This window comes from Pseudomonas sp. NY15181, from assembly GCF_048068055.1.
In the GTDB taxonomy this organism is placed as follows: Bacteria; Pseudomonadota; Gammaproteobacteria; order Pseudomonadales; family Pseudomonadaceae; genus Pseudomonas.
The window spans coordinates 313965-334379 of sequence record NZ_JBLUPT010000004.1 but is presented as its reverse complement, the minus strand read 5'-3'; the positions used below and the strand labels follow the sequence as shown (position 1 = coordinate 334379).

At 65.5% G+C, this 20415-nt stretch carries 17 protein-coding genes and 2 tRNA genes; 15 read left to right on the top strand and 4 right to left on the bottom strand.

Translation table 11 applies throughout. The annotated features are described in order from the left end of the window. Nucleotides 1-10 precede the first annotated feature (10 nt). Complete coding sequence (gene rsgA / locus ACNFBT_RS13290; RefSeq protein ID WP_416749983.1) at nucleotides 11-1042, bottom strand: small ribosomal subunit biogenesis GTPase RsgA; 1032 nt, start codon at nucleotides 1040-1042, stop codon at nucleotides 11-13. Between the two features lie 89 nt (nucleotides 1043-1131). Between rsgA and orn the strand changes: the two genes are divergently transcribed. Then, nucleotides 1132-1674 (top strand): oligoribonuclease, encoded by a 543-nt coding sequence (gene orn / locus ACNFBT_RS13285; protein WP_416749981.1) that lies wholly within the window; start codon nucleotides 1132-1134, stop codon nucleotides 1672-1674. A 145-nt stretch (nucleotides 1675-1819) separates the two neighbouring features. Here orn and queG read toward each other — a convergent pair whose 3' ends face one another. After that, nucleotides 1820-2881: a tRNA epoxyqueuosine(34) reductase QueG gene (gene queG / locus ACNFBT_RS13280; RefSeq protein ID WP_416749979.1), complete on the bottom strand. Its 1062-nt coding sequence runs from the start codon at nucleotides 2879-2881 to the stop codon at nucleotides 1820-1822. Nucleotides 2882-3041: 160 nt separating this feature from the next. On the opposite strand from queG, the gene ACNFBT_RS13275 reads away from it, so the two are divergent. The 12 genes from ACNFBT_RS13275 (at nucleotide 3042) to ACNFBT_RS13220 (ending at nucleotide 16067) form a co-directional block, all read left to right on the top strand. Then, nucleotides 3042-4544 carry an NAD(P)H-hydrate dehydratase gene (locus tag ACNFBT_RS13275; protein ID WP_416749977.1) on the top strand — a complete coding sequence of 501 codons (1503 nt, stop codon included), beginning with the start codon at nucleotides 3042-3044 and terminating at the stop codon, nucleotides 4542-4544. Beyond that, nucleotides 4532-4999 carry a tRNA (adenosine(37)-N6)-threonylcarbamoyltransferase complex ATPase subunit type 1 TsaE gene (gene tsaE, locus ACNFBT_RS13270; RefSeq protein ID WP_416749975.1) on the top strand — a complete coding sequence of 156 codons (468 nt, stop codon included), beginning with the start codon at nucleotides 4532-4534 and terminating at the stop codon, nucleotides 4997-4999. The genes ACNFBT_RS13275 and tsaE overlap by 13 nt, the downstream gene beginning before the upstream one ends. 8 nt (nucleotides 5000-5007) lie before the next feature. After that, the gene (gene amiB, locus ACNFBT_RS13265) at nucleotides 5008-6438 is read left to right on the top strand and encodes an N-acetylmuramoyl-L-alanine amidase AmiB (protein ID WP_416749973.1); all 1431 of its coding nucleotides are present in this window, start codon (nucleotides 5008-5010) and stop codon (nucleotides 6436-6438) included. Then, nucleotides 6435-8342 (top strand): DNA mismatch repair endonuclease MutL, encoded by a 1908-nt coding sequence (gene mutL, locus ACNFBT_RS13260; protein ID WP_416749971.1) that lies wholly within the window; start codon nucleotides 6435-6437, stop codon nucleotides 8340-8342. The genes amiB and mutL overlap by 4 nt, the downstream gene beginning before the upstream one ends. Nucleotides 8343-8437: 95 nt before the next feature. Beyond that, the gene (gene miaA / locus ACNFBT_RS13255) at nucleotides 8438-9400 is read left to right on the top strand and encodes a tRNA (adenosine(37)-N6)-dimethylallyltransferase MiaA (RefSeq protein WP_416749969.1); all 963 of its coding nucleotides are present in this window, start codon (nucleotides 8438-8440) and stop codon (nucleotides 9398-9400) included. Nucleotides 9401-9505: 105 nt separating this feature from the next. Continuing rightward, nucleotides 9506-9754 (top strand): RNA chaperone Hfq, encoded by a 249-nt coding sequence (gene hfq, locus ACNFBT_RS13250; protein WP_015479145.1) that lies wholly within the window; start codon nucleotides 9506-9508, stop codon nucleotides 9752-9754. 12 nt (nucleotides 9755-9766) lie between these two features. Further along, on the top strand, nucleotides 9767-11068 hold the full coding sequence (gene hflX, locus ACNFBT_RS13245) for a ribosome rescue GTPase HflX (RefSeq protein ID WP_416749967.1): 1302 nt from the start codon (nucleotides 9767-9769) through the stop codon (nucleotides 11066-11068). Between the two features lie 95 nt (nucleotides 11069-11163). Next, on the top strand, nucleotides 11164-12333 hold the full coding sequence (hflK, locus tag ACNFBT_RS13240; protein WP_416749965.1) for an FtsH protease activity modulator HflK: 1170 nt from the start codon (nucleotides 11164-11166) through the stop codon (nucleotides 12331-12333). Continuing rightward, entirely contained in the window at nucleotides 12333-13202 is an 870-nt protein-coding gene (gene hflC / locus ACNFBT_RS13235) for a protease modulator HflC (RefSeq protein ID WP_416749963.1), read from the top strand. The genes hflK and hflC overlap by 1 nt, the downstream gene beginning before the upstream one ends. A 107-nt stretch (nucleotides 13203-13309) precedes the next feature. Next, a complete protein-coding gene (locus ACNFBT_RS13230) occupies nucleotides 13310-13495 on the top strand; it encodes a DUF2065 domain-containing protein (protein WP_037012084.1) in 186 nt (61 codons plus the stop codon). Nucleotides 13496-13526: 31 nt separating this feature from the next. Then, entirely contained in the window at nucleotides 13527-14705 is a 1179-nt protein-coding gene (locus ACNFBT_RS13225) for an ATP phosphoribosyltransferase regulatory subunit (protein ID WP_416749961.1), read from the top strand. A gap of 66 nt (nucleotides 14706-14771) precedes the next feature. Beyond that, nucleotides 14772-16067, top strand: coding sequence for an adenylosuccinate synthase (locus tag ACNFBT_RS13220; protein WP_416749959.1), 1296 nt, complete (start codon nucleotides 14772-14774; stop codon nucleotides 16065-16067). A gap of 200 nt (nucleotides 16068-16267) precedes the next feature. Here ACNFBT_RS13220 and ACNFBT_RS13215 read toward each other — a convergent pair. Together ACNFBT_RS13215 and ACNFBT_RS13210 are read right to left on the bottom strand one after the other, a co-directional pair. Beyond that, nucleotides 16268-16354, bottom strand: a tRNA-Leu gene (locus ACNFBT_RS13215). Nucleotides 16355-16499: 145 nt separating this feature from the next. Further along, a tRNA-Leu gene (locus ACNFBT_RS13210) sits at nucleotides 16500-16586 on the bottom strand. Between the two features lie 205 nt (nucleotides 16587-16791). On the opposite strand from ACNFBT_RS13210, the gene rnr reads away from it, so the two are divergent. Further along, a complete protein-coding gene (rnr, locus tag ACNFBT_RS13205; RefSeq protein ID WP_416749957.1) occupies nucleotides 16792-19533 on the top strand; it encodes a ribonuclease R in 2742 nt (913 codons plus the stop codon). Then, nucleotides 19530-20282, top strand: coding sequence for a 23S rRNA (guanosine(2251)-2'-O)-methyltransferase RlmB (rlmB, locus tag ACNFBT_RS13200; protein ID WP_207882321.1), 753 nt, complete (start codon nucleotides 19530-19532; stop codon nucleotides 20280-20282). The genes rnr and rlmB overlap by 4 nt, the downstream gene beginning before the upstream one ends. The last annotated feature ends 133 nt before the right edge of the window (nucleotides 20283-20415 follow it).

The following is a 20415-nucleotide window of genomic DNA, read 5'->3' as shown; positions in this document are numbered from 1 at the left end:
GCCGTCGGGCTCAGTACTCGTCTTCCGGCAGGCTGGCGAGGATGTGCCGGTAGCTGGCCATCCTTTGTGGCGAGACGCGTCCGTCCTCCAGCGCCTTGAGCAGGGCGCAGCCCGGCTCGCGGTCGTGCTTGCAGTCGCGGAAGCGGCAGTGGCCGAGCAGATCGTGGAACTCGATGAAGCCGGCCTCCACGTCGTCGCGGCTCACATGGACGAGGCCGAATTCGCGGATGCCGGGGGAGTCGATCAGGTCGCCGCCGGCGGGGAAGTGGAACAGCCGCGCGGTGGTGGTGGTGTGGGTGCCCTTGCCTGTGACCTCCGAAAGATCGCCGACGCGGGTATCGACGCCCGGCAGCAGCGCGTTCACCAGCGACGACTTGCCGACGCCGGACTGGCCGACGAACACGCTGACGTGCTCGTTCAGTGCGGCGCGCAGGGCGTCCATCGCCAGGCCGTTGAAGGCCGAAACCTCCAGCAGCGGATAGCCCAGCTCGCGATAGGTGCCCAGCAGCGAGTCGAGGAGCGGTGCGTTTTCCTCGTCGATCAGGTCGGCCTTGTTCATCAGTAGCAGCGGCTTGATGCCGGCGTGCTCGGCGGCCACCAGGTAGCGGTCGATCAGGTTGGCGTGGGGTTCCGGGCGCGGCGCGAAGACGATCACGATGCGGTCGACGTTGGCCGCCACCGGCTTGAGCACGCCGCGCATGTCCGGACGGCACAGCTCGGAGGTGCGCGGCAGCTGCGCGACGATCACGCCGATGCCCTGGTTGCCGGGGCGCCAGACCACCAAGTCGCCGGTCACCAGCGTCGGCAGGTTGGCGCGCAGGTGGCAGCGGAACACCTGGCCAGCGTGGTCGCCTTCCTGCGCCTCGACTTCCACCTGTACCCCGAAGTGGGCGATCACCTGGCCGGTCTGCTCCGGGCCGAGGTCGCCGCCTTCCAGTTCTTCCAGGACTCGCGATTCGCGCTTGGCCGCGCGGGCAGCGCGCTCTTCCTGGACTTTTTCGATCCGCCAGCTCTGCCGGCGGGTGAGGTGACGCTTGGCCATAGGGTATCCACAGGGAAAATCGCGCCGCAGTTTAGCATGCAGGAGTGCGCTTCCCGCTAAACTAGAGGGCTGAGCTGAGGAGCCCCATCATGCAGAACCCACAGAACCTGATCTGGATCGACCTGGAAATGACCGGTCTGGACCCGGACAAGGACGTCATCATCGAGATGGCGACCATCGTTACCGACAGCAACCTCAATATCCTCGAGGAAGGCCCGGTGATCGCGGTGCACCAGAGCGATGAGCTGCTCGCCGGCATGGACGAGTGGAACACCCGCCAACATGGCCAGTCCGGCCTGACCCAGCGCGTGCGCGAAAGCACCATCTCCGCCGCCGAGGCCGAAGCCATGACCCTGGCCTTCCTGGAGAAGTGGGTGCCCAAGCGCAGCTCGCCGATCTGCGGCAACAGCATCTGCCAGGACCGTCGCTTCCTCTACCGGCACATGCCCAAGCTGGAAGGCTTCTTCCACTACCGCAACCTGGACGTCTCCACCCTCAAGGAACTGGCCGCACGCTGGGCTCCGCAGGTGCGCGACGGCTTCAAGAAGGGCAACACCCACCTGGCCCTGGACGATATCCGCGAGTCCATCGCCGAGCTGCGCTACTACCGCGAGCATTTCATCAAGGTGTAATCAAGGCTCGGGCGTAGGGCGTATAACGTTCGACGTTATACGCCGCTTGACCCTGGTTTCAGGGCGCTCCGAGTCCGGCCTCGGCGCTGGTGACGCACGACGGTGTAACGGCGTGCAACCGCAATCGGTTGTACGCCCTACGGGATCAGGCCCCGTGCCGGCTCAGCGCCCACTCCACATGCTCGCGCACCAGTTCCGACGGGAACTCCCGGCGCGCCTTCAGCGCCTCTATGACCGGAATGGTGGAGGGCGCATTGCCCAGCCCCACGGCCAGGTTCCGCAGCCAGCGTTCATAGCCGGCGCGCCGCAAGGGCGAGCCTTCGGTGCGGCTGAGGAACTCCTCTTCCGTCCACAGGAACAGCTCCGCCAATGCGGCGTTGTCCAGGCTGTGGCGGGGCTGGAAGTCGCCCTGGTCGGTGGCGCGGGCGAAGCGGTTCCACGGGCAGACCATCTGGCAGTCATCGCAGCCGAACACACGGTTGCCGATCAGCGGGCGCAGGTCCTCTGGAATCGGGCCCTTCAGCTCGATGGTCAGGTAGGAAATGCAGCGTCGCGCATCCAGCACGTAGGGCGCGACGAAGGCCGCCGTCGGGCAGATGTCCAGGCAGGCCGAGCAACGCCCGCAATGCTCGGTGCCGTGCGGCGGGTCGACCGGCAGCGGCAGGTCGGTGAACAGCTCGCCGAGGAAGAAGTAGCTGCCCGCCTTGCGGTTGAGCACCAGGGTGTTCTTGCCGATCCAGCCCAGGCCCGACTGTTCGGCGATGGCCTTCTCCAGTACCGGCGCGCTGTCGACGAAGGCGCGGAAGCCGAACGGGCCGATGCGCTGCTGGATGCGTTCGGCCAGTTGCTGCAGGCGTTTGCGGATCAGCTTGTGGTAGTCGCGGCCCAGGGCATAGCGCGATACGTAGGCCTTCTCCGGGTTGCCCAGTACCTGCGCCATGCGCGTGTCGCCGGGCAGGTAGTCCATGCGCAGCGAGATCACCCGCAACGTGCCGGGCACCAGTTCCTCCGGCCGCCAGCGCTTGCTGCCGTGGGCGCCCATGTAGTCCATTTCGCCGTGGTAGCCCGCCTCCAGCCAGCGCTGCAGGTGTGCGCCATGCTCCTCCAGATCGAGGCCGGCAATGCCGACCTGCTGGAAGCCGAGTTCGCGCCCCCAGTCCTTGATGGAGCGGGCGAGGTCTTCATAGTTGAGCGTCGAATCGTGCATGGGGAGCGGGAAAGCGGAGTCGGGGTAGGTATAATTCTGCCAGACCTTGCCGGCGCCGGCCCGTCCGCGCGCCAAGAGACTGTTCGAAACCAGCTGCACGTCGGCATGACGCTGTAAAGAACAGGCTCTAAGGCGACACATTCTGCCGCCCGGAAAAGCGATGACTGCCCATCCCCACGACGATCTGCCCCTGAATCTGTACAGCGCGCAACAGGTGCGCGACCTCGATGCGCGCCTGATCGCCGCCGGCACGCCCGGTTTCGAACTGATGCGCCGCGCCGCCCACGCCGCCTGGCGTGCCCTGCGCCGGCGCTGGCCGGATGCGGGCGAGATCAGCGTGCTGGCCGGCCACGGCAACAATGCCGGCGACGGCTACCTGATCGCCGCCCTGGCCCTGCGCGCCGGCTGGCGCGTGCGGGTGCTGGCGGTGGGGGATACCTCGCGCCTGTCCGGCGATGCCGCGTCCGCCCATGGCGAGGCGCGTGCGGCGGGTGTGGATATCGAAGGCTGGAGCGATCGCGCCGAACTGCGCGGTGTGCTGGTCGACGCCTTGCTCGGCACCGGCCTGGGTGGTGAGGTGCGCAAGCCCTATGCATCAGCCATTGAAGCGATCAACGCCAGCGGCCTGCCGGTGCTGGCGGTGGATATCCCCTCCGGCCTCAGCGCGGATACCGGCCAAGTGCTGGGCTGCGCCGTTCGCGCCGACCTGACCGCGACCTTCATTGGCCTCAAGGTGGGACTGTTCACTGCAAACGGGCCGGACCAGTGCGGCGAACTGGTATTCGATGCCCTGGACGCCGACCCGGCGCTGATCCTCGATGACTGCGTTGCCCGCCGTCTCGCTCCGGCCTCCCTGGCCCGCCTGGCGGCGCGCGCGAAAGCCGCGCACAAGGGCCTGTTTGGCCATGCGCTGGTGATCGGCGGCGATACCGGCATGGGCGGCGCGGCCCTGCTGGCTGGCGAAAGCGCACTGCGCTGCGGTGCCGGGCTGGTGTCCCTGGCCACCCGCGCGGCCCATGTGCCAGCTGCCCTGGCTCGTCGACCTGAGCTGATGGCGCGGGGCGTTTCCTCGTCCGCCGAACTGCTGCGCCTGGCCGAGCGCGCCACCGTGCTGGTGGTGGGGCCGGGCGTTGGCCGCGAGGCCTGGGGGCGGGTGCTGGTCAGCGCCGCCGCCAGCCTGGAGCGGACTCAGGTCTGGGATGCCGATGCACTCAATCTGCTCGCGAAGGGCCTGGTATCGCGCCCATCCGGCGACTGGGTGATGACCCCGCACCCCGCCGAGGCGGCGCGGTTGCTGGGCCTCTCCACCGCCGAAGTCCAGGCTGATCGGCCGAAAGCGGCCCATGCGCTGGCGCAGCGTTACCAGGCCGTCGTGGTGCTCAAGGGTGTCGGCAGTCTGGTCGCCGCGCTGGACGGCCGACTGGCGCTGTGTAGTCACGGCCATCCGGCCATGGCCGGCGCCGGGCTGGGCGATGTGCTCTCCGGCATTCTCGGCGCGCTGCTGGCGCAGGGACTGTCCGCTTTCGATGCGGCCTGCCTGGCCGTCTGGCTCCACGCCCGCGCGGGCGAGTCGCTCGGTCTTCTGGGCCGGGGGCTGGCCGCCGCCGATCTGATTCCTGCCGTTCGTCAGCTGCTCGAGGAGCACAGCCCATGCCTGAACTGAATCTGTTCGCCGAGGGCGAAGAGGCCATGTACGACCTCGGACGGAGGATCGCCACGGCGACCGGTGGACGCGGTGTCATCTATCTGCATGGCGATCTGGGGGCGGGCAAGACCACGCTGTCGCGCGGCATCCTGCGGGGATTGGGGCATGGCGGGGCGGTAAAAAGTCCGACCTTCACCCTGGTGGAGCCCTACGAAATTGGCGATGTCCGCGCCTTCCATTTCGATCTCTACCGCCTTGCCGACCCGGAGGAACTGGAGTTCCTCGGCATCCGCGACTACTTCGAGGGCGACGCCTTGTGCCTGATCGAATGGGCGGAGCGCGGCACAGGCATTTTGCCAAAGGCCGACATGGACATTACCATTAGTCCCCATGCGGGCGGTCGCATGCTGCGCCTGAAGCCGCAAGGTATGCGGGGCGAAGCCTGGTGTGCCGCCCTGGCCACGGGAGCATGAGAAAAAAGATGGGTTGGGGGTTGCGCCTGCGGGCGCTGTTCACGGGGATGACTGTTTTGCTGGCCATGATGGCCGGCGAGGCTTTTGCCGCCACGCAAATCAAGAGCGTCCGCATCTGGCGGGCTCCAGACAACACCCGGCTGGTGTTCGATCTTTCCGGTCCGGTGCAGCACAGCCTGTTCACGCTCAGCGCGCCCAACCGCATCGTCGTCGATATCAACGGCGCCCAGATGTCAGCGGCGCTGGACAAGCTCAAGCTCAATAACACGCCGATCACCTCGGTGCGCGCCGCCCAGCGTTCGCCCACCGACCTGCGCCTGGTGCTGGACCTGAAAAACCCGGTCACGCCCAAGAGCTTCGTGCTGGCGCCGAACCAGCAATACGGCAACCGCCTGGTCGTCGACCTGTACGACCAGGGCGCCGACATCGCGCCGGACGTTCCGGCCACTCCGACGCCGAACGTGCCTGCCACGCCGGTCAGCCCGGTCCAGTCGGTGGCCAAGATTCCCGCGCCCAGTAGCGGCGGCAAGCGCGACATCGTCGTCGCCATCGACGCCGGTCACGGCGGTGAAGACCCGGGCGCGCTCGGCCCGAACGGTCTGCACGAGAAGAACATCACCCTGGCGATCGCCCGAGAGCTGCAGCGCCAGATCAACCAGATGAAAGGCTTCCGCGCGGAACTGACCCGCACCGGCGACTACTTCATCCCGCTGCGCGGGCGTACCGCCATCGCACGCAAGAAGGGCGCGGACCTGTTCGTTTCCATCCACGCCGACGCCGCGCCCAGCCGCAGCGCCTTCGGTGCTTCGGTGTTCGCCCTGTCCGATCGCGGCGCGACCTCCGAGACCGCGCGCTGGCTGGCCGACAGCGAAAACCGTTCTGACCTGATCGGTGGTGACGGCGGCGTGAACCTGGACGACAAGGACAAGATGCTCGCCGGCGTACTGCTCGACCTGTCGATGACCGCCACCATGTCCTCCAGCCTCGACGTCGGCCACAAGGTGCTGACCAACGTCGGCCGGGTGACCTCGCTGCACAAGCGGCGCGTGGAACAGGCCGGCTTCATGGTGCTGAAGTCCCCGGACATCCCGTCGATCCTGGTGGAAACCGGCTTCATCTCCAACCCGAACGAATCGCAGAAGCTCTCCAGTTCCTCGCACCAGCAGGCTCTGGCGCGCTCCATTGCCAGCGGTGTTCGCCAGTACTTCGTGCAGACGCCGCCGCCGGGCACCTACATCGCCTCGCTGCGTGACGGCGGCCAGCTCCCCACCGGCCCGCGTGAACACGTGGTGCGCAGTGGTGACAGTCTGGCCATGATCGCCAGTCGCTACGACGTCAGCACAGCCTCCATCCGCAGCGCCAACTCGCTCAAGAGCGATGAGTTGAAGGTCGGCCAGGTGCTGAAGATTCCCGGCACTTCCCTGGCCTCCCAGCAATGAGCGAAATGCGCCGCATCCAGCTGCTGACACCGCGGCTGGCCAACCAGATTGCCGCCGGCGAAGTGGTCGAACGACCCGCCTCGGTCATCAAGGAGCTGCTGGAAAACTGCCTCGACGCCGGCGCCAGGCGCATCGACGTCGAGGTCGAGCAGGGTGGCGTGAAGCTGCTGCGCGTGCGTGACGACGGCAGCGGCATCCCCGCCGACGATCTGCCACTGGCCCTGGCGCGCCACGCCACCAGCAAGATCCGCGAGCTGGAAGACCTGGAGCGGGTGATGAGCCTGGGTTTCCGTGGCGAAGCGCTGGCCTCGATCAGCTCCGTCTCGCGACTGACCTTGACGTCCCGCACCGCCGATGCCGAACAGGCCTGGCAGGTGGAGGTCGAGGGCCGCGACATGGAATCCACCGTGAAGCCGGCGGCTCACCCCGTGGGTACCAGCATTGAAGTGCGCGACCTGTTCTTCAATACCCCGGCGCGGCGCAAGTTCCTGCGCGCCGAGAAGACCGAATTCGATCATCTGCAGGAAGTCATCAAGCGCCTGGCCCTGGCCCGCTTCGACGTGGCTTTCCACCTGCGCCACAACGGCAAGACCATCCTCTCGCTGCATGAGGCGAAGGACGAAGCGTCCCGAGCCCGCCGTGTTGGTGCCGTGTGCAGCGCCGGCTTCCTCGAACAGGCAATGCCCATCGAGGTCGAGCGCAACGGCCTGCACCTGTGGGGCTGGGTTGGTCTGCCGACCTTCTCCCGCAGCCAGCCGGACCTGCAGTACTTCTACGTGAACGGCCGCATGGTGCGCGACAAGCTGGTTGCCCACGCGGTACGCCAGGCCTACCGCGACGTGCTGTACAACGGCCGTCATCCGACCTTCGTGCTGTTCTTCGAGGTCGATCCGTCGGTGGTGGACGTCAATGTGCACCCGACCAAGCACGAAGTGCGATTCCGCGACAGCCGCATGGTTCACGACTTCCTCTACGGCACCCTGCACCGGGCGCTGGCCGAGGTGCGCCCGGACGACCAGCTGGCGCCGCCGGGAGCGACCACCCTGACCGTGCCACGACCCACCGGTGCGGAAGCCGGCGAATTCGGCCCGCAGGGCGAAATGCGCCTGTCCGAAACCGTGCTGGAGGCTCCGGCCGCCGCGCGTGCCTGGCAGCCAAGCCCGACTTCCGGTGGTTCCGGAAGCGGCGGCGGTGGCTACAGCTATCAGCCGGCACGCCCGGAAATGCCGCCGATCCAGGAGGCCCAGGGCGCCTACAAGGCCTATTTCGCCCCGCTGCCCGACCAGGCGCCGCAGGCGCTGCCGGAAAGCAGCCAGGATGTGCCGCCGCTGGGTTACGCCCTGGCGCAGCTCAAGGGCATCTACATCCTCTCCGAGAATGCCCATGGCCTGGTGCTGGTGGACATGCATGCTGCCCATGAACGCATCATGTACGAGCGTCTGAAGACCGCCATGGCCAGCGAAGGTCTGCGTGGCCAGCCGCTGCTGGTGCCGGAGTCCATCGCGGTCAGCGAACGCGAGGCGGATTGCGCCGAGGAGCATTCGGGCTGGTTCTCCAAGCTCGGCTTCGAGCTGCAGCGGCTCGGCCCGGAGACCCTGGCGATCCGCCAGATTCCGGCACTGCTCAAGCAAGCCGAGGCCACCCAACTGGTGCGCGACGTGCTCGCCGATCTGCTGGAGTACGGCACCAGCGACCGCATCCAGGCGCACCTCAACGAGCTGCTCGGCACCATGGCCTGCCACGGCGCGGTGCGCGCCAATCGCCGGCTGACCCTGCCGGAGATGAACGGGCTGCTGCGTGACATGGAAATCACCGAGCGCAGCGGCCAGTGCAACCACGGCCGGCCGACCTGGACGCAGCTGGGACTCGATGAACTGGACAAGCTGTTCCTGCGTGGACGTTGATTTACGTAAGCTTGCGTTCAGGAAAGTGCAGTAAACTGCACGCCAATCGATTCAGCAGTTCGCAATAACCAGCAGTGCGTAATAACGAGTCCCCGATGTCCCTGCCTCCTGCGATATTCCTCATGGGCCCCACCGCCGCCGGCAAGACCGACCTGGCGCTGGAGCTGGCGCGCCTGTTGCCGGTGGAGCTGATCAGCGTGGATTCGGCGCTGATCTACCGCGACATGGACATCGGCACCGCCAAGCCGTCGCGCGAGGTGCTGGCCGAGTTCCCGCACCGCCTGATCGACATCCGCGACCCCAGCGAAGCCTATTCGGCGGCGGAATTCCGCGGCGATGCCCTGGCGGCGATGGCCGAGATCACCGCGGCCGGGAAGATCCCGCTGCTGGTCGGCGGCACCATGTTGTATTTCAAGGCATTGCTGGAAGGCCTGGCCGACATGCCCAGCGCCGACCCTGCAGTGCGCGCCGAACTGGAAGCCTGGGCCGAGGCCGAAGGCTGGGGTGCCCTGCACGCGGAGCTGGCGCGAGTAGACCCGGAGTCCGCCGCGCGCATCCATCCGAACGACCCGCAACGACTCACCCGGGCGCTGGAGGTGTACCGCGTAAGCGGTATGTCCATGACTGCACATCGCCAGCGCCAGGCGAGTGAAAATGCGGGTTTCGGCGCGCAAGGCGGCGGGCAATTGCCGTATACTGTCGCTCATCTGGCGATTGCGCCTCTGCAACGACAGGTACTGCACGCGCGTATCGCGCAACGTTTTGACCAGATGCTGGAACAGGGCTTCATCGCCGAGGTCGAACGCCTCCGCGCAAGGAATGACTTGCATGCGGGGCTGCCGTCCATACGGGCGGTGGGTTACCGACAGGTATGGGATTACCTCGAGGGCAAACTGTCCTACGCTGAGATGGTGGAGCGAGGCGTCATCGCCACGCGGCAGCTGGCCAAGCGCCAGTTCACCTGGCTGCGTAGCTGGAGCCATCTACACTGGTTGGACAGCCAGGCAAGCGACAATTTGCCGCGTGCCTTGAAATACCTTGAGGCGGTCTCCATATAGGCTCGAGACCTTAATTTCGGCCGTCTATCCTTGGGGTTCAGGACGGCGTTAAGCCAAATTCACTACTACTAAATCAGTTTTTTACCCTTACAAGGAGTGCGGCATATGTCAAAAGGGCATTCGCTACAAGACCCTTACCTCAATACCCTGCGCAAAGAACGCGTCCCGGTTTCCATCTATCTCGTCAACGGCATCAAGCTGCAGGGCCAGATCGAATCCTTCGACCAGTTCGTGATTCTGCTGAAGAACACTGTCAGCCAGATGGTCTACAAACACGCCATCTCCACCGTCGTTCCCAGCCGTCCGGTGCGTCTGCCCAGCGGTGATCAGCCGGCCGAGCCGGGCAACGTTTGACGGGAGTCCGCCTTGTTCTTTGAGCGCCCGGGTGGTGGGGAACGGGCCATTCTGGTCCATCTGGAAGGTCAGGACCCCGAGGCGCGCGAAGACCCGCAGGAGTTCCAGGAGCTGGCACGTTCGGCGGGTGCGGAATCGGTTGCCTTCGTCAACATTTCGCGCCACCAGCCTTCAGCCAAGTACCTGATCGGCAGCGGCAAGGTCGAAGAGTTGCACGACCTCGTCCATGCCGAGAAGGTCGAGCTGATCATCTTCAATCACACCCTCACTCCGAGTCAGGAGCGCAACCTCGAGCGAGCGCTCGAATGCCGCGTGCTCGACCGGACGGGGTTGATCCTCGACATCTTCGCCCAGCGTGCGCGTACCCATGAGGGTAAGTTGCAGGTTGAGCTCGCCCAGCTCGAGCACATGAGCACGCGCCTGGTGCGCGGCTGGACTCACCTTGAGCGCCAGAAGGGCGGTATCGGCCTGCGCGGCCCGGGTGAAACCCAGCTGGAAACCGACCGCCGTCTGCTGCGTGGGCGCATTCGCCAGATCAAGTCGCGCCTGGAGAAGGTTCGCAGCCAGCGCGAGCAGGCCCGTCGCGGCCGCCGCCGCGCGGAGATCCCCGCGGTGTCCCTGGTCGGCTACACCAACGCCGGCAAGTCCACGCTGTTCAACGCACTGACCACCTCCGAGGTCTATGCCGCCAACCAGCTGTTCGCCACCCTCGACCCGACCCTGCGCCGCCTGGAGCTGAATGACGTCGGGCCGATCGTGCTGGCGGACACCGTGGGCTTCATTCGCCACCTGCCACACAAGCTGGTGGAGGCGTTTCGGGCTACCTTGGAAGAGTCGAGCAATGCCGACCTGCTGCTGCACGTGATCGACTCCCACGAGCCGGAGCGTGATGCGCAGATCGAGCAGGTGCTGGCGGTGCTGCAGGAAATCGGCGCCAATGAGCTGCCGATGCTCGAGGTTTACAACAAGATCGATCTGCTGCCGGACATGCAGCCGCAGATTCAGCGCGACGAACTCGGCAAACCTGTCCGGGTCTGGGTGTCGGCGCGTGAATCCCGTGGGCTGGAGTTGGTGGAGCAGGCGATCGCCGAATTGCTGGGGGAGGACATGTTCGTGGGAACGCTCTGCCTTCCGCAGCGACTTGGACGACTTCGTGCTCAGTTCTTCGAGCTGGGTGCGGTACAGTCCGAGGGGCATGACGAGCAAGGACGCGCCGTGTTGCAGGTTCGCCTGCCGCGTGTCGAGTTGAACCGCCTGGTCAGCCGTGAAGGCTGGCAGCCGGCGGAGTTCATTGCGCAACACACTTTGCAATAAAGCCTGGAACGCTGCTTTTGGCAGCGGCGGGGGCATTCGGTAGCATGGGTGGGCGCGCCGTAGGCGCGTTTTCGCGTTATCAGATGGAGAGCGCTATGGCTTGGAACGAGCCGGGTGACAACTCGAACAAGAACGATCAGGACCCTTGGGGTGGACGCCGTGGTGGCGGTCGCCAGGGCCCGCCTGATCTGGATGAAGCCTTCCGCAAGCTGCAGGACAGCCTTAACGGCATCTTCGGCAAGCCCAAGCGTGGCAGTGGTACCGGCGGTGGTGGCGGCAAGGGCGGCAGCCTCGGGCTGTTCGGCATCGGCCTGGGCATCCTCGCCGTGCTGTGGCTGTACAACGCCATCTACGTAGTGGACGAGCAGGAGCAGGCGGTGATCCTGCGCTTTGGCAAGTACTACGAGACCGTAGGCCCCGGCCTGAACATCTACTTCCCGCCGATCGACAAGAAGTTCCAGGAGAACGTCACCCGCGAGCGTGCCTACAGCAAGCAGGGGCAGATGCTCACCGAGGACGAGAACATAGTCGAGGTGCCGCTGACCGTGCAGTACAAGGTCAGCAACCTGCAGGACTTCGTGCTCAACGTCGACCAGCCGGAAGTCAGCCTGCAGCACGCCACCGAAAGCGCGCTGCGTCACGTGGCCGGTTCGACCACCATGGACCAGATCCTCACCGAGGGTCGTGAGCAGATGGCCACCGAGGTGCGTGAGCGTCTGCAGCGCTTCATGGATACCTACAAGACCGGTATCTCCGTGACCCAGGTGAACATCCAGAGCGCCGCCGCGCCGCGCGAGGTGCAGGAAGCGTTTGACGACGTGATCCGTGCTCGCGAAGACGAGCAGCGCGAGAAGAACCAGGCCGAAGCCTACGCCAACGGCGTGGTGCCCGAAGCCCGTGGTCAGGCCCAGCGCATCATCGAGGAAGCCAACGGCTACCGCGATGAAGTGGTGTCCCGCGCCCAGGGTGAGGCGGATCGCTTCACCAAGCTGGCCGGCGAATACCACAAGGCGCCGGAGGTCACTCGCCAGCGTCTGTACCTGGACACCATGCAGGATGTCCTCAGCCAGAGCAGCAAGGTGCTGGTTACTGGCCAGCAGGGTCAGAACAACCTGATCTACCTGCCGCTGGACAAGATGATGGACGGCCGTGGTTCGGCAACCCCGAGCAGCACGCCGAGCACGACCAGCAGCGCGCAAGACATCGGTTCGCGGGTGGCCAACGACCTGCAGCAGCGTGACATGCGTACCAGGGAGAGCCGCTGATGAGTAACAAGTCTCTGATTGCCCTGATCGCTGCCGTCGTTGCCGCGGTTGCGCTGTGGAGCACCGTCTACGTCGTCCAGCAGACCGAGCGCGCCGTGCTGCTGCGCTTCGGTCGTGTGGTTGACGCCGACGTGAAGCCGGGCCTGCACTTCAAGATTCCGTACGTCAACCAGGTGCGCAAGTTCGATGGCCGCCTGCTGACCCTGGACTCGCCGACCCAGCGTTTCCTGACGCTGGAGAAGAAGGCGGTGATGGTCGACGCCTACGCCAAGTGGCGCGTCTCCGATGCCGAGCGCTTCTACACCGCGACTTCCGGCATGAAGCAGATCGCCGACGAGCGTCTGTCCCGCCGCCTGGAGGCCGGCCTGCGCGACCAGTTCGGCAAGCGCACCCTGCACGAAGTGGTTTCCGGTGAGCGTGACGCGCTGATGGGCGACATCACTGCCTCGCTGAACCGCATGGCGCAGAAGGAGCTGGGCATCGAGGTCATCGACGTTCGCGTCAAGGCCATCGACCTGCCGAAGGAAGTGAACCGCAGCGTGTTCGAGCGCATGAGTACCGAGCGTGAGCGGGAAGCCCGCGAGCACCGCGCCAAGGGTCGCGAGCTGGCCGAAGGTATCCGCGCGGATGCCGATCGTCAGCGCCGTGTGCTGCTGGCCGAGGCTTACCGTGAGTCGGAAGAAACCCGCGGTGATGGCGATGCCAAGGCGGCGGCGATCTACGCCAAGGCCTACGCCGCCGATCCGGAGTTCTACGCCTTCACCCGCAGCCTCAAGGCTTATCGCGAAAGCTTCGCGGACAAGAAGGACGTGCTGGTGCTCGACCCCAGCAACGATTTCTTCCGTTACCTCGAAAAAGCTAAACCTTGAGTCAAACTCTCCGGCGGGCGGCAGCGCCCGTCGGAGAAATCGTGTTATCATGGGTCAGCCGGGAAATCCCGGCTTTTTTGCGTCCGCGAGATTCATGTACGAGAGCCATGTGGCAGGAATTCGGCAAAGCGTTCTGTCTGTTGCTGGTGCTGGAAGGCATCCTTCCGTTCCTGTATCCGCGTGGTTGGCGCGACGCCGTGAGCGGGCTCGGTCGTTTGGGCGACCGCAGTCTGAGACTCATCGGGCTGGGCAGCATGCTGCTCGGCACCGTCCTTCTTTACTGCATTCATTGAAGTGCCGCCCGGCTGAAAGGGGAGAGGCGACATGGCAACGGTAGACCGCTGGCTGCTGCCAGATGGGATCGAAGAAGTGCTGCCACCGGAGGCGGCGCGCGTTGAAGCAGCCCGCCGTCAGGTGCTGGATCTGTTCCAGCGCTGGGGTTACGAGTTCGTCGTCACCCCGCATATCGAATACCTGGAATCCCTGCTGACCGGTGCCGGCCAGGATCTGGACCTGCGTACCTTCAAGGTCACCGATCCGGCGTCCGGTCGCCTGATGGGCTTCCGCGCGGACATCACGCCGCAGGTCGCCCGCATGGACGCCCACAGTCTGCGTCGCGAAGGCCCGAACCGCCTGTGCTACGCAGGCAGCGTGCTGCATGCCCGCCCGCGTGCGCTGGCCACTTCGCGCAGTCCGATCCAGTTGGGCGCCGAGCTCTATGGCGACACAGGCTTCGCCGGTGACGTCGAAGTCATCAGCCTGATGCTCGACATGCTGGAGATGGCCCAGGTGCCGGACGTGCACATGGATCTTGGTCACGTCGGCATCTACCGTGGGTTGGCCCAGGCTGCCGGCCTGTCCGGCGAAGTCGAGCAACTGCTGTTCGACGCGCTGCAGCGCAAGGCCGTGGATGAAGTCGCCGCGCTGACCGAAGGTCTGCCGAGCGAGCTGTCCGGCATGCTACGTGCGCTGGCCGAGCTGTGCGGCAGCCGCGAAGTGCTGGATCAGGCGCGTGAAGTGCTTGCCGGTGCTCCGGCTCCGGTGCAGGCCGCGCTGGCTGACCTGACCGCCATCGCCGATTCGCTGGCGGGGCGTTTCCCGCAGCTGCCGCTGTACTTCGACCTCGGCGAGCTGCGCGGCTATCACTATCACACCGGCGTGGTGTTCGCCGCGTTCGTTCCCGGGGTTGGCGAGTCCATCGCCCAGGGCGGCCGTTACGACCACATCGGCGCCGACTTCGGCCGCGCACGTCCGGCGACCGGTTTCTCCACCGACCTCAAGACCCTGGTCACTCTTGGTCGCGCCCAGCTCGATGAGCCGCGCACTGGAGTCTGGGCGCCGGCCGATGGGGCTGGCTTGTGGCAGGCGGTGCAGCAGCTGCGCCGTCAGGGCGTGCGCGTGGTACAGGCGCTGCCCGGGCAGGATGCGGCTTCGGCTACCGAAGCGGGCTGCGACCAGCAACTGCTGGTTCGCGATGGCAATTGGCAGGTGGCGCCGCTCTAAGGTGCGCCACTTCGAGTTTCCGCCGGCCGCGGCCGGCACCGAACATCCACGATGGGGACAAGTGTTATGGGTAAGAATGTCGTAGTCCTGGGCACCCAGTGGGGTGATGAGGGCAAAGGCAAGATCGTCGACCTGCTGACCGACCAGGCTGCTGCCGTGGTGCGTTACCAGGGCGGCCACAACGCCGGTCACACCCTGGTAGTCGCTGGCGAGAAGACTGTTCTGCACCTGATTCCTTCGGGCATCCTGCGCGAAGGCGTGCAATGCCTGATCGGCAACGGCGTGGTGCTGGCGCCCGATGCGCTGATGCGCGAAATCGCCAAGCTGGAAGAGAAAGGTGTGCCGGTGCGCGAGCGCTTGCGCATCAGCCCGTCCTGCCCGCTGATCCTGTCCTTCCATGTGGCCCTGGACCAGGCTCGCGAGAAGGCCCGTGGCGACGCGAAGATCGGCACCACTGGTCGCGGCATCGGCCCGGCCTACGAAGACAAGGTGGCCCGTCGTGGTCTGCGCGTGGGCGACCTGTTCCACCGCGAGCGCTTCGCCGCCAAGCTGGGCGAGCTGCTGGACTACCACAACTTCGTCCTACAGAACTATTACAAGGAGCCGGCCGTCGACTTCCAGAAGACCCTGGATGAGTGCATGGCCTACGCCGAAGAGCTGCGTCCGCTGATGGCCGACGTGACCTCGACCCTGCACGACCTGCGTCGCGGCGGCGAGAACATCATGTTCGAAGGCGCCCAGGGTTCGCTGCTGGACATCGACCACGGCACCTACCCGTTCGTCACCAGCTCCAACACCACCGCCGGCGGTACCGCCACCGGTTCGGGCTTCGGTCCGCTATACCTGGATTACATCCTGGGTATCACCAAGGCCTACACCACTCGCGTGGGTTCCGGTCCGTTCCCGACCGAGCTGTTCGATGATGTCGGCGCGCACCTGGCCAAGGTTGGTCACGAGTTCGGCGCTACCACCGGCCGTGCCCGTCGTTGCGGCTGGTTCGATGCCGTCATCCTGCGTCGCGCCATCGAGATCAACAGCCTGTCCGGCCTGTGCCTGACCAAGCTGGACGTTCTCGACGGCCTGGAAACCGTGCGTATCTGCACCGGCTACAAGAACGCCGCCGGCGAGCTGCTGACCGATGCGCCGACCGACGCCGACAGCTACATCGGCTTGCAGCCCATCTACGAAGACATGCCTGGCTGGAGCGAGTCCACCGTTGGCGTCCAGACGCTGGAAGGTCTGCCGGCTAACGCTCGCGCTTACATCAAGCGCGTCGAGGAGCTGGTCGGTGCGCCCATCGACATCATCTCCACTGGCCCGGACCGCGACGAGACCATCGTCCTGCGTCATCCGTTCGCCTGATTCGCGTGGTGTATCGCAACGGGCCGCTCATGCGGCCCGTTGTCGTTTTCGGGGGTATATGTTTGCGGAGGTCGGGGTTTGGCTCGTTGGTGGTGCGGCGAGGTAATGACGAGTGCGCGGCTTTCGCTTCGAGGGGCTTCTGAATTGCAGAAAGCCGAAAACGAAAAAGCCGAGCAGTGCTCGGCTTTTTCGTTTGAAGATGGTGCCCAGGAGAAGACTCGAACTTCCACGGTGTTGCCACCGCTAGGACCTGAACCTAGTGCGTCTACCAATTCCGCCACCTGGGCATGCTTTTCAGCATGGGTGCGATGATCGCTCATCGTCTTGCGGTGATGCAACTCTTGGTTGCATCGGGCGGTCTATCGTTCGGTTATCAGGGTTCCGAACCCGCCTGATAAAGCCTGTCATCGACTGACTTTATCCTTGAATAAGTGGTGCCCAGGAGAAGACTCGAACTTCCACGGTGTTGCCACCGCTAGGACCTGAACCTAGTGCGTCTACCAATTCCGCCACCTGGGCACTGGATGTGATGATTGCTCATCGCTTCCGTGTTACAACGTCTGTCTGACGCTGTGGGCGCGAACTATACGGAGCCAGGTTTCGCTTGTAAACCCCTGATGCGATAAAAAATTTATTCGTGCCCAAAGCTGACCGACGAGCGGATTTCGCGCTTCAATAAGCAGATGGCGAACCATCCCTATATAGATAAGGTGACCTCACTTTAATGGCCGATTGGCAAAACCTCGATCCCGAGGCCGCCCGCGAGGCGGAAAAATACGACAACCCCATTCCCAGCCGCGAACTGATTCTGGCGCATCTCGCCGAACGCGGCGCGCCCGCCACGCGGGCCCAGTTGCTCGATGAATTCGGTCTCTCCGGCGAGGAGTCGGAAGAAGCACTGCGTCGCCGACTGCGCGCCATGGAGCGCGACGGCCAGCTCATCTATACCCGCCGTGGCGCCTACGCGCCGGTGGACAAGCTCGACCTGATCCTCGGCCGCATCGCCGGCCACCGCGACGGCTTCGGCTTCCTGATCCCCGATGACGGCAGCGACGACCTGTTCCTCAGCCCGACGCAGATGCGCCTGGTATTCGACGGCGACCGTGCCCTGGCACGCGTGTCCGGCTTCGATCGCCGTGGCCGCCGCGAAGGTGCCATCGTGGAGGTGGTCGAACGCGCCCACGAGACCATCGTCGGCCGCTACTTCGACGAGAGCGGCATCGGCACGGTGGTCGCGGACAACCCGAAGATCCAGCAGGAAGTGCTGATCCCGCCGGGCAAGGCTGGCAAGGCCAAGCACAACCAGTTCGTCCAGGTGCGCATCGACGTGTGGCCGAGCGTGCATCGTCAGGCCCAGGGCGAAGTGGTGGAAGTGCTCGGCGACTACATGGCGCCGGGCATGGAAATCGAAGTCGCTCTGCGCAGCTACGACATTCCTCACACCTGGCCCGAGGCGGTGGAGAAGGAAGCGGCCAAGCTCAAGCCCGAAGTGCTGGAGAAGGACAAGGAGAAGCGCGTCGACCTGCGCACCCTGCCTTTCGTCACCATCGACGGCGAGGATGCCCGCGACTTCGACGACGCGGTCTACGCGGAGAAGCGCAAGGGCGGCGGCTGGAAGCTGTTCGTCGCCATCGCCGACGTATCTCATTATGTGAAGGTCGGCTCGGCCCTGGACGACGAGGCCGCCAAGCGGGGCAACTCGGTGTACTTCCCCGAGCGCGTCATCCCGATGCTGCCGGAGATCCTCTCCAACGGCCTGTGCTCCCTGAATCCGCTGGTCGATCGTCTGGCCATGGTCTGCGAGATGAATCTCTCCAAGGCCGGCAAGATGACCGACTACCAGTTCTACGAGGCGGTCATCCATTCCCATGCGCGCCTGACCTACACCAAGGTCAGCCAGTACCTGGAAACCCCCGACAGCCCCGAAGGCCAGCGCCTGAAGGAACAGCTGCCGGCGGTGGTGCCGCACCTGAATACCCTTTATGACCTGTACAAAGTGCTGGTCGGCGCGCGCCACGTGCGCGGGGCGATCGATTTCGAGACCCAGGAAACCCGCATCGTCTTCGGCGCGGACCGCAAGATCTCGGAGATCCGCCCGACCCAGCGCAATGATGCGCACAAGCTGATCGAGGAGTGCATGCTGGCGGCCAACGTCGCCACCGCGAAGTTCCTCGAGAAGCACGCGATCCCGGCGCTGTACCGCGTCCACGACGGTCCGCCGCAGGAGAAGCTGAACAACCTGCGCCAGTTCCTCGGTGAACTGGGCCTGACCCTCTACCGCGGCAAGGGCGACCCGACCCCGGCGGACTACCAGAAGCTGCTGGAGTCCATCCAGGGCCGCCCGGACCTGCAACTGATCCAGACCGTGATGCTGCGCTCCCTGAGCCAGGCGGTGTACAGCCCGGAGAACAACGGCCACTTCGGCCTGAACTACGAGGCCTACACCCACTTCACCTCGCCGATCCGCCGCTACCCGGACCTGCTGACCCACCGCGCCATCCGTGGCCTGATCCGCTCCAGGGCGGCTTCGGAGCACGTGCAGCGCGTCGGCGCCGCCAGCATGCCCAAAGCGCGCATCTATCCGTACGACGAGCCGCGCCTGGCGCAACTGGGCGAGCAGTGCTCGATGACCGAGCGCCGTGCCGACGAGGCGACCCGTGACGTCACCAACTGGCTGAAGTGCGAGTTCATGCGCGAACGCGTGGGCGAGACCTTCCCTGGCGTGATCACTGCGGTGACCGGCTTCGGCATCTTCGTCGAGCTGACCGACATCTATGTCGAAGGCCTGGTGCACGTCACCGCGCTGCCGGGCGATTACTACCACTTCGACGCCGTGCATCACCGCCTCGCGGGCGAGCGTACCGGCCGTAGCTTCCGCCTGGGCGATACCGTGGAAGTCGTGGTGGCGCGTGTCGACCTGGATGAGCGCAAGATCGACTTCGAACTCTCCGACAACGTGCTGAGCGCGCCCATCGGCCGCAAGAAACGTGGTGAGAAGGCCGAGCCGGTCGCCAAGGGCAAAGTGGCCAGGGGCAAGGCACCCAAGGTCGTTGCAGAGAAAGAGAAGCCGGCCAAGGCGCGTCGCCAGGCGGTGGACGATCCGTTCTTCGCGCCTGACGTGGCCGTGGTGCCGTCGCTCCAGCCGCGCAAACGCAAGGTCGGTGTGGTCCAGGCACTGCCGTCGGTGGCCCCGGAGATGCAGGCCAAGGCCGAGGAAATGCTCGGCAATACCGATGTGCGCAAGAGTCGCGAAGTGAAGAAAGCCCTGCTTGAAGAAGCCAAGGTCGGCGGCAACAAGCCGGCGGGCGGCAAGGGCAAGGGCGCGCCCGCTGCGGGCAAGCCGCGCAATCCTTCGAAACAGAAAGCTCGGTCCGCCAAGCCGACCAAGCACCGCAAGGGCTCGTCCGCGCCCAAGGCCGGTGCCACTGGCGGCGCGCCGGCCGGCAAGCGTAAGGCGAAGAAATGAGTCAGTGGGAAAAGGTCTACGGGGTCCATGCCGTAGAAGCGTTGCTGCGCCATCACCCGAAACGGGTCAAGCAGCTGTGGTTGGCCGAAGGCCGGCATGATCCGCGCGTCCAGGCGCTGGTCGAGCTGGCCGGTCAGGTGCGTGTGCCGGTGGGCACGCGCGACCGCAAGGAACTGGACGAGTGGGCCGAAGGCGTGCACCAGGGCGTGGTCGCCGAGGTCAGCCCGAGCCAGGTGTGGGGCGAGAACATGCTGGAGGAGTTGCTGGAACGCTCCAGCGGCCCTGCGCTGCTGCTGGCGCTGGACGGCGTGACCGACCCGCACAACCTCGGCGCCTGCCTGCGCACCGCCGATGCGGCGGGCGCGCTGGCGGTCATCGTGCCCAAGGACAAGTCCGCGACCCTCAACGCCACCGTGCGCAAGGTCGCCTGCGGCGCTGCCGAGGTGATCCCGCTGGTGGCGGTGACCAACCTGGCGCGCACCCTGGAGAAACTCCAGCAGCGCGGCCTGTGGATCGTCGGCACCGCCGGCGAGGCGACCCAGATGCTCTATGAGCTCGACCTCACCGGGCCGACCGTGCTGGTGATGGGCGCCGAGGGCAAGGGCATGCGTCGCCTGACCCGCGAGCACTGCGACTACCTGGCCAAGCTGCCGATGCAGGGCAGCGTCAGCAGCCTGAACGTCTCGGTGGCTACTGGCGTCTGCCTGTTCGAGATTGTCCGTCAGCGCCAGCTCAAGGCCGGTGCCTAAGATCGTTTTTGTAGGAGCGAGCTTGCTCGCGAACCGGGTCGGCACGGTGCTGCTCTCGTTCGCGAGCAAGGACAGGGTGTCCCCTCGCTCCCACAAACATCCGGCCGCAGCAATTGTACAAATAATCGTCAAT

What these genes read in the sequence shown, in the direction of transcription:
- hfq (WP_015479145.1), top strand. Translation starts at nt 9,506, where the DNA reads ATGTCAAAAGGGCATTCGCTACAAGACCCTTACCTCAATACCCTGCGC.
- rsgA (WP_416749983.1), bottom strand. Translation starts at nt 1,042, where the DNA reads ATGGCCAAGCGTCACCTCACCCGCCGGCAGAGCTGGCGGATCGAAAAA.
- amiB (WP_416749973.1), top strand. Translation starts at nt 5,008, where the DNA reads ATGGGTTGGGGGTTGCGCCTGCGGGCGCTGTTCACGGGGATGACTGTT.
- ACNFBT_RS13220 (WP_416749959.1), top strand. Translation starts at nt 14,772, where the DNA reads ATGGGTAAGAATGTCGTAGTCCTGGGCACCCAGTGGGGTGATGAGGGC.
- miaA (WP_416749969.1), top strand. Translation starts at nt 8,438, where the DNA reads ATGTCCCTGCCTCCTGCGATATTCCTCATGGGCCCCACCGCCGCCGGC.
- ACNFBT_RS13275 (WP_416749977.1), top strand. Translation starts at nt 3,042, where the DNA reads ATGACTGCCCATCCCCACGACGATCTGCCCCTGAATCTGTACAGCGCG.
- tsaE (WP_416749975.1), top strand. Translation starts at nt 4,532, where the DNA reads ATGCCTGAACTGAATCTGTTCGCCGAGGGCGAAGAGGCCATGTACGAC.
- orn (WP_416749981.1), top strand. Translation starts at nt 1,132, where the DNA reads ATGCAGAACCCACAGAACCTGATCTGGATCGACCTGGAAATGACCGGT.
- rlmB (WP_207882321.1), top strand. Translation starts at nt 19,530, where the DNA reads ATGAGTCAGTGGGAAAAGGTCTACGGGGTCCATGCCGTAGAAGCGTTG.
- queG (WP_416749979.1), bottom strand. Translation starts at nt 2,881, where the DNA reads ATGCACGATTCGACGCTCAACTATGAAGACCTCGCCCGCTCCATCAAG.
- ACNFBT_RS13225 (WP_416749961.1), top strand. Translation starts at nt 13,527, where the DNA reads ATGGCAACGGTAGACCGCTGGCTGCTGCCAGATGGGATCGAAGAAGTG.
- mutL (WP_416749971.1), top strand. Translation starts at nt 6,435, where the DNA reads ATGAGCGAAATGCGCCGCATCCAGCTGCTGACACCGCGGCTGGCCAAC.
- hflC (WP_416749963.1), top strand. Translation starts at nt 12,333, where the DNA reads ATGAGTAACAAGTCTCTGATTGCCCTGATCGCTGCCGTCGTTGCCGCG.
- ACNFBT_RS13230 (WP_037012084.1), top strand. Translation starts at nt 13,310, where the DNA reads ATGTGGCAGGAATTCGGCAAAGCGTTCTGTCTGTTGCTGGTGCTGGAA.
- hflK (WP_416749965.1), top strand. Translation starts at nt 11,164, where the DNA reads ATGGCTTGGAACGAGCCGGGTGACAACTCGAACAAGAACGATCAGGAC.
- rnr (WP_416749957.1), top strand. Translation starts at nt 16,792, where the DNA reads ATGGCCGATTGGCAAAACCTCGATCCCGAGGCCGCCCGCGAGGCGGAA.